We start from the raw sequence: 10,001 nt of genomic DNA on the forward strand, positions 1-10,001 counted from the left end.
GTGTAGATAAATTGCCCCCGGTTTCACGTTTCCGCGACGTTTGGGCCCAAGAACGGTTTGACTATGCGGCACTAACCGCGCGAAACTGAGCCAAAAAACACAGGGAGTTGAACAAGCCGATGCCGACCTACGGTCAAACAGGTGGTAAACCTGCATGAATGCGTTGTTGTCTGTCCAAGACCTCAGCATTGGCTTTGGCAGTGCGGAATCTGTTGTCAAAGGCGTGAATTTTGACGTCGAGGCGGGGCAAACGCTTGCTTTGGTCGGAGAATCCGGATCGGGCAAAACCATTTCCTGCCGGGCAGCGTTGCGCATTCTGCCGCGCACGGCCCAGATCCGCAGCGGAACAATTACCTTGAATGATTCCAAGGGTCTGGTGGAACTGACCCGAATCAACGAACGCCAGATGCGCGATATTCGCGGCAATCGCGTTTCGATGATTTTTCAGGAGCCGATGCGATCCCTCTCTCCATTGCACAAGATCGGCAATCAGGTCAGCGAGGTTCTCTGGCTGCATCGTGGCGCGTCCGAGGCGCAGGCTCGCAAAGAGGTTCTGACCCAGTTCGAGCGCGTCGGGTTCCCCGACCCTCAGCGGGCGTATGATTCTTACCCTTTTGAATTGTCCGGCGGCATGCGGCAGCGGGCGATGATCGCCATGGCGATGGTCTCGAAACCCGAGCTGCTGATCGCAGATGAACCGACCACCGCGCTGGACGTGACGACGCAGGCGCAGGTTCTGGGGCTGATCAAGGACCTACAAAAAGAAACCGGTATGGCGCTGATCCTGGTCACGCATGACTTGGGCGTTGTCGCCAACATGGCCGAGCAGGTTGTCGTCATGCACAAGGGTCGCGTGATGGAGGCCGGTCCGGCCGAGCCGATGCTGAATGCGCCCGCGCACCCATACACGCGGCAACTGTTTGATGCCGCACCGGAAATCCCGGACAAGGATGCCGTCGGCCTGCCGATGCCGCAGGATGATCTGATCCTGCAGATGAAGGACGTCAGCAAGACCTACACCATGCGTTCAAGCAAGGGTTGGCAGGACGACAAGAAAATCTTCGCCTGTCAGGGTGTCGATCTGCAGCTGGCCCGGGGCAAAACACTGGCCGTTGTAGGCGAAAGCGGGTCTGGCAAGACCACCGCCGCCCGCATCGCCTTGGGAGCCGAGCTACCTGATCCGGGCGGCGAAGTGCTGTTCCGAACTTCCGCAGATGCCGATCCGATCACCGTCCACAAGATGACACGCGCCCAGCGCACCGCGTTTCAACGCAATGCGCAGATGGTGTTTCAGGATCCCTACAGTTCGCTTAGCCCGCGCATGCGCATTCAGGACGCCATGACCGAGCCGTTGGAAATCCACCGCATCGGGTCTGTTTCCGAACAGCGGGACAAGGCGGCCGAGATGCTGAAACGGGTGGGCTTGAATGCGGACATGCTCAAACGCTACCCGCATGCGTTTTCCGGTGGCCAGCGCCAGCGCCTGTCGATTGCCCGCGCCATGATGCTGGACCCGTTGCTGATCGTCTGTGACGAGCCGACCTCGGCACTGGACGTGTCGGTGCAGGAACAGATCCTGACATTGCTGGAGAATCTACAGGACAGTCTGAACCTGTCCTATTTCTTCATCTCCCACGACCTTGCCGTCGTGGCACGCATCGCTGATGAGGTCGCCGTGATGCGACGGGGACTGATCGTCGAACAAGCCCCGCCTGAGACCCTGTTTTACAATCCCCGCCACCCTTACACCAAAGCGCTGATTGCCGCTCAACCGGAACCTGACATCAACCGTCCCATCGACCTGAAACTGGTCGCTTTGGGCGCGGGGGCACCGAGCAGCTGGGAAGAAGCCTTTCGTTTCTCTGACACCGTGGTACCCTCATTGATAGAGCTGGAGCCCGGCCATAAGGTACGTTGCCATGTTTAAAACCACTCGTCCCCTGTTTCTGGCCGCGTCGCTGGCCCTGACCTGGATGCTGCCCGCCACGGCAGAGACCGTTCCGACACCACAGGAAAGCGAATTCTGGGCCACTGAAGTCAACGCAGGCAACCTGCCCCCGGTTCAGGAGCGTTTGCCAAAGGACCCCCTGATCGTTGATCTGGCCGCAAAGGGGCGTGAATTCGGCACGCCCGGCGGAACTTTGCGCACGATGGTGACGCGATCCAAGGACATCCGCCAGATGGTCGTCTATGGGTATGCCCGCCTGGTCGGTTTCGACCAGAATTATGAAATTGTCCCGGACCTGCTGGCCTCATTCGACAACGAAGACAACCGCAAGTTCACGCTGCATCTGCGCGAAGGGCACAAATGGTCCGACGGCTCTCCCTTCACCTCGGAAGATTTTCGCTACTGGTGGGAGGATGTGGCCAACAATGAACTCCTCAGCCCCTCCGGTCCGCCGGATTTCCTGCAAGTCGAAGGCAAGTTGCCGACCGTGACTTTCCCGGACGAGCAGACAATCATGTACGAATGGGACGATCCGAACCCGAATTTCCTTCAATCTTTGGCGCAGGCCCGCCCCCCCTTCATTTACCGCCCGTCCGCCTTCCTCAAGCAATACCATGAGAAGTTTGCAGACGCCGAAGATCTGGCCTTTCAGGTTGACGATGCAAGGGTCAAAAGCTGGGCCGCGCTGCACAACAAGCTGGATAACCTCTATAAATTCGACAATCACGAACTGCCTACCCTGCAGCCCTGGCTGAATGCAAGCTCTGGCAAGAAGATCCGGCACAACTTTGTCCGAAACCCTTACTATCACCGCATCGACTCCAAGGGTGTGCAACTGCCCTATATCGATGTGGTCGAGATGGAGATCGTCGCCCCCGGCCTTGTTGCAGCCAAGACCAACGCGGGTGAGACCGATTTGCAGGGGCGCGGGCTGGCTTTCCGTGACGCATCAATCCTGAAAAAGGGTGAGGAGAAGGGAAACTACAAGACACTGCTTTGGAAAACCGGGGTGGCGTCACAGATCGCAATCTACCCGAACCTGAATTACTCGGATGATGGCTGGCGCGAAGTGTTGCGCGATGTGCGCGTGCGCCGCGCCCTTTCACTCGCAATTGACCGCCAGACGATCAACCAGGCGCTTTACTTCAAACTGGCCCAGCCCGGTGCGATGTCGGTGCTGCCTGCCTCACCTTTCTACAACGAAGAAAACGCACAGGCTTGGGCGCAATTCGACATCGAACAGGCCAATGCTCTGCTGGATGAGGCCGGGCTGGACAAACGAGATAACAATGGCATCCGCTTGCTGCCCGATGGCCGACCGATGGAGCTGGTGATCGAAACCGCCGGCGAACGTCAAGAGGTTGAAAACGCATTGCAGATCGTCACCGACACCTGGCGCGAGGTTGGCGTCAAGCTGGTCATGCGTCCGCTGGACCGGGACATCCTGCGCAACCGCGTCTTCTCGGGTAATACGATGGCATCCGTCTGGTTTGGCTGGGATGACGGTATCCCGCAAAATCACACTTCCCCCGCCTATCTGGCCCCGACCGATCAGGTGTTTCTGGCGTGGCCGAAATGGGGGCAGTATCATCAGACAGGTGGCGAAGCGGGCGAGTCACCAGACATGCCTGAGGCAGAGCGGTTGATGGAACTGGCCCACAAATGGGAAATCGCCACAACCGACGAAGAGCGTCAGGCCGTCTGGACCGAAATGCTGAAAATTCATGCTGACCAGCTTTACGCCATCGGTATACTGAACGGCGCACCGCAACCGATCGTGGTTTCGAACCGTCTGCGCAATGTACCTCAGCAAGCCATGTGGGCGTGGGAACCCGGTGCGCATTTCGGCGTCCACCGGCCAGACGAGTTCTTTTTCGCCGACTGACAGGAGCAGCTAAATGATCATGCTGCGCTACGCGGTGTACCGCTTTTTCACGATGCTGCTGACACTGCTGGTGGTGTCGGTTCTGATCTTCGTGATCATCAACCTGCCGCCCGGCGACTATCTCAGCAACCAGATTGCCGAATTGCAGGCCTCGGGTCAGTCGGCCGGCGTGGCCAAGGCCGAGTTTCTGCGCAAGGAATACGCGCTGGACCGGTCGATGCCGGAGCAATACCTGATCTGGATGGGATTCTGGCCCGGTCCCCACGGGTTCGAAGGATTGTTGCAGGGCAATTACGGCTGGTCCTTTGAATTCGACCGCCCCGTGTCCGAAATCGTGGGTGACACGCTGTGGCTGACGGTCGTGGTCAACCTGGCCGCGATCCTTTTCGTCTATGCAGTGGCCCTGCCGCTGGGTGTTTTGGCTGCTGCAAAGTCACGAACCTGGATCGACTACACCTCGGCCTTTGTTGGCTATCTTGGTCTCGCCACGCCAAACTTTCTTCTGGCGCTGATCCTGTTCTATTACGGCCACCGCTATTTCAACCTGCCCATCGGCGGGCTGATGGACCCATCCTTCGAAGGCCAGCCGATGAGTTGGGACAAGCTGAAGTCCATTCTTGTCCACCTGATTGTTCCGACCTTTGTCATCGGCACCTCCGGGGCATCCGCAATGATGCAGCGTTTGCGGGCCAATATGCTGGACGAGTTGGGCAAGCCTTATGTCGAAACCGCCATCGCCAAGGGCATGGCCCCGTCGCGGGTGCTGACGAAATACCCATTGCGCGTTGCCTTCAACCCGTTTGTGGCGGACATCGGCAACCTGCTGCCCTCGATGGTATCGGGATCGGTACTTGTGTCGGTCGTTCTGGGTCTGCAAACCATTGGCCCGACCCTGCTGACCGCGCTTAAGACACAGGATCAGTTCCTGTCGGCCTTCATCCTGATGTTCGTCGCCCTGCTGACCCTGATCGGGACGATGATCTCCGACATCCTGCTGGTCATGCTGGACCCGCGCATCCGATACGAGGGCCGTGAAGCATGAGCAAACTTCCTGACGGCCGCTATGTCGACGACGCCCCGTTCGATCCCGAAGCCTCGATCCAACAACTCGAACGCGCGGATCTGGACGCACCGAACTGGGTTCTGGTCTGGCGCAAGTTCCGGACCCATAAGCTGGGCCTGATTTCGGGTATCTTCCTGCTGCTATGCTATCTGATGCTGCCCTTCGCCGGGTTCATTGCGCCTTACGGGCCGAACGACCGCAATGGTGAACACCTCTATGCCCCGCCCCAAAGCGTCAACTGGTTCCACGAAGGTGAATTTGTCGGGCCTTACGTCTATCCCATCATAGCCGAAGCTGATCTTGAGACCTTTCAGTGGAAATTCGTCCCCGACACCGAAGACCCACGCCCGATCCGGTTCTTCTGTGAAGGGTCCGAATACAAGCTGGCAGGACTGATCAAAACAAACAGGCACCTGTTCTGCGCCCCCGAGGGCGCCACGCTGTTCCTTTGGGGCTCGGATCGGCTGGGCCGGGACGTGTTCAGCCGCATCCTTTACGGCGCGCAACTGTCGCTGACCGTGGGCCTCATCGGTATTTCGGTGTCGTTCTTTCTGGGTATCCTGTTCGGGTCGATGGCGGGGTATTTCGGCGGCAGGATCGACTGGACCATCAACCGGGTGATCGAAATCCTGCGCTCGCTGCCGGAACTGCCTCTGTGGCTGGCCTTGTCCGCTGCGGTCCCGTCGAACTGGAGCCCGGTGGCGGTGTTCTTCATCATCTCGATCATTCTCGGCATTCTCGACTGGCCCGGCCTCGCCCGATCCGTTCGCGCCAAGTTCCTGTCCCTGCGCGAAGAGGAATACGTACGCGCGGCGGAAATGATGGGCGCGAGCTCGGGGCGGGTGATCCGCAAGCACCTGTTGCCGAACTTCATGTCACATCTGATCGCCTCGGCCACACTGTCGATCCCGGCAATGATCCTCGGGGAAACGGCGCTCAGTTTCCTCGGCCTTGGCCTGCGGGCACCGGCGGTCAGCTGGGGCGTGATGCTCAACGACGCACAGAACCTCGCTTCGATCGAGATCTACCCATGGACCGCCATCCCGATGTTGCCGATCATCGTCGTCGTGCTGGCCTTCAACTTCCTTGGCGACGGGCTGCGCGACAGTCTGGACCCCTATCAGCAATGAGCCTGCTGTCGTCCCTTCCCGCCGCAGACAGCTATCGGACTACCGGGAACGGCGCACTTTCAAGCGTGTTTGCGGTGTCAGAGCTGGCCACGGCCAGCTTTGCCGCCGTCGGGCAAGAGCTTGCTTCATTGACTTCAGCCCTGAACCTGTCCGCGAAGCTACCGGAAATCACCGTCGATCACCGCCTGGCATCGCTCTGGTTCGGGTTTTCGTTCAAACCCGATGGCTGGCAGATGCCGGACCTGTGGGATGCGGTTGCCGGCAACTACAGGGCATCGGACGGTTGGATCCGGTTGCACACCAACCTGCCGCATCACCGCAGCGCGGCCCTCAAGGTTCTGGATACACCCGCAGATCGGGACGCCGTATCCCAGGCGGTCAGGCAGTGGGCGATTTCGGAACTTGAAAGCGCGATTATCGCCGAAGGCGGTGTTGCGGCCGCCATGCGCAGCCGGGTGGAATGGCTTGAACATCCTCAGGGCCGTGCCGTGTCGCGCGACCCGCTGATTACCTGGGAAAACCCGCGAATGGTCACCCTGCGCGACCGGCCAAATGCCACAGCAGAACGGCCGCTGGCTGGCTTGCGGGTCCTTGATCTGACCCGCGTTCTGGCTGGCCCGGTTTCCACACGAACCCTCGCCGGATTCGGCGCTGAAGTGCTGCGGATCGATCCCCCCGGCTGGGACGAACCCGGTGTCATTCCCGACATCTCGCTGGGCAAACGATGCACCTATCTGAACTTGAAATCTCCTGCCGGGGTTCAAAAGTTGCATGACCTGCTGGCCGAGGCGGACGTCTTTGTTCACGGCTATCGTCCCGGCGCACTGGACGCGCTTGGATTGACCAAAACCAAACGGGATGAACTGGCCCCGAACCGGGTTGAGGTGACACTGGACGCCTATGGGTGGCAAGGCCCCTGGTCGACCCGACGCGGGTTTGACAGCCTTGTCCAGATGAGCGCCGGGATCGCCGACGCCGGGCGCATCTGGGCGCAGGCGGACAAGCCTACCCCCCTGCCCGTGCAGGCGCTGGATCACGCCACCGGTTACCTGATGGCCGCATCAATCCTGTCGGCACTTGCGCAGGCCGCGCGGGGGAACCCGGTGATGCACGCCAAACTGTCACTTGCACGCACCGCAGAGTTGCTGGTGGCACTCAGCAAATCCGACCCCGAGGTTGAGATGCAGGGTGCCACCCCGCAGGACTATGCCCAGGCTACCGAGGTTTCGGGCTGGGGACCAGGCCACCGCCTGAAACCCGCGCTGAGCGTCGGGACGGCCAGGATGCACTGGCCGCTACCCGCATCAAGGCTTGGCACCTCCCCGCCACAGTGGGCTGGTCTGTCTGCCTGACGCTTTTTCGACAGACCCTCGCTCGCAAAAATCCCAACCGCTCTGCACGTTCTCGGCCCGCCGTGGCTCAAAGGCGTGTCAGTTTATCCCACTCATCCAAAGAGCCACCGCCGCGCGGGACGCGCGGCCCGGCCCAACACTTTGCTGGCGTCTCGTCAGAGACGCCGGTCAAAGGGGCGGGAGGATGCGCTATCTGTCATCACCGCCGCCCGGGCCGATATCGTCAAGATAGTCTTCATCAATCGCAGCCTGCACAGCGCCGGTTACGGCCTCGCGCTGCTTGGGCGTCAAGTCCTCGGCATTCTTGTCATCGGCCAGACGCACGGTGACCTCGCGGTGGGCGAAACGAATGCCCTCGCGCGCGAACAGTTCGCGGATTTCCTGATAGACCTTCTTGCGCACCAACCACTGGTCGCCCGGCTTGGTCATGAACTTGACCCGGATGATCATCGCTGAATCCTGCATTTCAATCACGCCTTGCGATTTCAATGGCTGAATGAAGTTCTCGCCGATCACCGGATCGCTCAGCAACTGCTGGCCCAGCTTCTTGATCAGCTTGCGCACTTGCTCGACATCGGTGTCATAGGTCACACGCAGCGGCAGCTTCATGATCACCCAGTCGCGCGAGTAGTTGGTCAGCACCTTGATCTCGCCAAACGGAATGGTGTTGAGCGCCCCAAGATGGTGGCGCAGCTGGAAGGACCGGACCGAGATTTTCTCAACTGTCCCCTTCACGTCGCCGATATCGATATATTCGCCTTTGCGGAAGGCATCATCCATCAGGAAAAACGCGCCCGAGAAGATGTCCCGCACCAGCGTTTGCGAGCCGAACCCAACGGCCAGACCAACAACACCGGCACCCGCGAACAGCGGACTGACGTTGATGCCCAGCTCCATCAGCACAATCAGAATGATGGTCACGACGACAACTGCAAGGATCGCACCGCGGAACAGCGGCAGCAGGGTGGCCAGACGGCTTTGCCCCCCTTCGCCGCCTTCATCGCCCAGTTCCGCTTCGCCGACATCGACCTCTTCTTCGGCGATTTTGGAATCGATCCAGATGCGGAAGAAATGGAACAGGATATAGCCCATGAAGATGATCACCATCACATCGAGCACCCGCTCGATCGGAAGATCCTCGCTCCAGTTGGCGTCCGGGTTCCAGATCACCACCAGTGCGTAGGCACCAACCACGAAGGCCAGAATGCCCGCAACACGCCGGGCCAGATCCTCGTAGGTCAGGATGGTGTGCTTTCTCTGCTCAGCTTCAGGTGTTTCCGCTGCGCCCTGCCCCTCTTCGGTTTCGGCCTCTTCCGCGCGGGCGTTCATTTCCTCGATCTGACGGTTGCGGTCGAAATACCGCTCCAACAGATAATTCATGGCGCCGTAAGCAATCACGACGGACATGAAAATGAGATAGCTGCTGGCGACAATCGGTATGGAGTTCTGATTTTCCAGCAGCAGGTCCACGGCCAGTTTCAGCCAGCTGAACACCAGATACACGATCAGCACAGGGGCCCAGGCGAACGAGATGAACCGCAATATCCACGACACCTGATCCGGCGCGCGTCCGCCGCAAATGGCGTTCGAGATCGCACGGGCATTGAACAGGATCATGAAGACATTGGCGACAGCACCCAGCATCGTCAGACTTCCGTAGACCATCGCGTAGACGTTGTAGTTCAGCCCGAAATCGGCAACCCAGGTGGAAAACAGAACGACCGAAATATCATAGGTCGCGATGGCCGAAGCCCAGATGTACAAGCGCTTTGCGTCCCTGTCGGAAAAGGGTGGCAGTCGGTATTGGCTCAGGTAGGGCGACAGGACCATCCGCCACAGATCCGACACTGTCCGCGACAGGAAGAACGCCGTGAAGATGGCTGTGACCGTGAACTGGATCGAGATGTCCTCGGCCTCGCCAAGAAACAGATACCCCACGATCAGCGCCAGCAACATGGCAAACACGGTGGCCCCAATCCCCATCAGGAACCGGAACACCAGGAACGGCATCTTCTCACGGTACCCCTGGGGGTTGTCCTTGGATCGCGCCACCACGATACGCCGCGCGATGCGCTTGCCGTAGATCTCGATGGACAGCCACCGTCCCAGCAGCAGGAACAGGATATTCCAGGCCAGAACCTCGACATAGGTCATGATCCGCCCGTCCGGGCTGGTCTGGCGCAGAATGTACTGCACTTCGAAGATCGAATAGGGCAACGCCTCCAGCCGCGACTGAACCGACCCCCGGAAAGTCCTGAACCTCTCCTGCGCCTTCATCAGTTGCGAGCCTTCACCCATCGGGTCGTTCTCGTCGCCCGTAGCCGCACCTGCGGTTCCGGTGGTTCCGGCAGTTGCGACCTGCCCGGCGCTATCGATCACAATCACGCTTGCGCCAGCTTCGGTCGCGGCGCGGATGGCTGCGGCTATGTCTCCGTCGGCGGTCGTCTCGGCACTGGTGTCGCCAGCAGTCGGGTATCCCGGAATCAAGGATGTCTGAGCGACGGCCCCCGTTCCGGCAGCAAGCACTGCCCAGAAAGTGAAAACCAGCGCGGCAAACAGTTTGAAGTGCATGGGTTTGTGTCCAGTTCGCATGTTGCCGCACAGAATACTCAAGCGTTTACAG

The 10,001-nt window shown here is 59.7% G+C and carries 6 protein-coding genes; 5 read left to right on the forward strand and 1 reads right to left on the reverse strand.

Translation table 11 applies throughout. The features are described 5' to 3' along the window. The first annotated feature begins 154 nt into the window (after positions 1-154). Genes ACR0CG_RS11570 through ACR0CG_RS11590 form a run of 5 tightly spaced genes read left to right on the forward strand, consistent with a single transcriptional unit; the run spans position 155 to position 7,378 of the window. Positions 155-1,927: an ABC transporter ATP-binding protein gene (locus ACR0CG_RS11570; protein WP_480524962.1), complete on the forward strand. Its 1,773-nt coding sequence runs from the start codon at positions 155-157 to the stop codon at positions 1,925-1,927. Next, positions 1,920-3,833 carry an ABC transporter substrate-binding protein gene (locus ACR0CG_RS11575; protein WP_480524963.1) on the forward strand — a complete coding sequence of 638 codons (1,914 nt, stop codon included), beginning with the start codon at positions 1,920-1,922 and terminating at the stop codon, positions 3,831-3,833. Before ACR0CG_RS11570 ends, ACR0CG_RS11575 begins: the two co-directional genes overlap by 8 nt. Positions 3,834-3,846: 13 nt before the next feature. Next, entirely contained in the window at positions 3,847-4,875 is a 1,029-nt protein-coding gene (locus ACR0CG_RS11580) for an ABC transporter permease (protein WP_480524965.1), read from the forward strand. Then, positions 4,872-6,026 carry an ABC transporter permease gene (locus tag ACR0CG_RS11585; protein ID WP_170678343.1) on the forward strand — a complete coding sequence of 385 codons (1,155 nt, stop codon included), beginning with the start codon at positions 4,872-4,874 and terminating at the stop codon, positions 6,024-6,026. The genes ACR0CG_RS11580 and ACR0CG_RS11585 overlap by 4 nt, the downstream gene beginning before the upstream one ends. Beyond that, the gene (locus ACR0CG_RS11590) at positions 6,023-7,378 is read left to right on the forward strand and encodes a CoA transferase (protein WP_480524967.1); all 1,356 of its coding nucleotides are present in this window, start codon (positions 6,023-6,025) and stop codon (positions 7,376-7,378) included. The genes ACR0CG_RS11585 and ACR0CG_RS11590 overlap by 4 nt, the downstream gene beginning before the upstream one ends. 189 nt (positions 7,379-7,567) lie before the next feature. On the opposite strand, the gene ACR0CG_RS11595 is transcribed toward ACR0CG_RS11590, so the two are convergent. Beyond that, a complete protein-coding gene (locus ACR0CG_RS11595) occupies positions 7,568-9,949 on the reverse strand; it encodes a mechanosensitive ion channel domain-containing protein (protein WP_480524969.1) in 2,382 nt (793 codons plus the stop codon). Positions 9,950-10,001: the final 52 nt, after the last annotated feature.

Source organism: Ruegeria sp. AB8, from assembly GCF_056542605.1.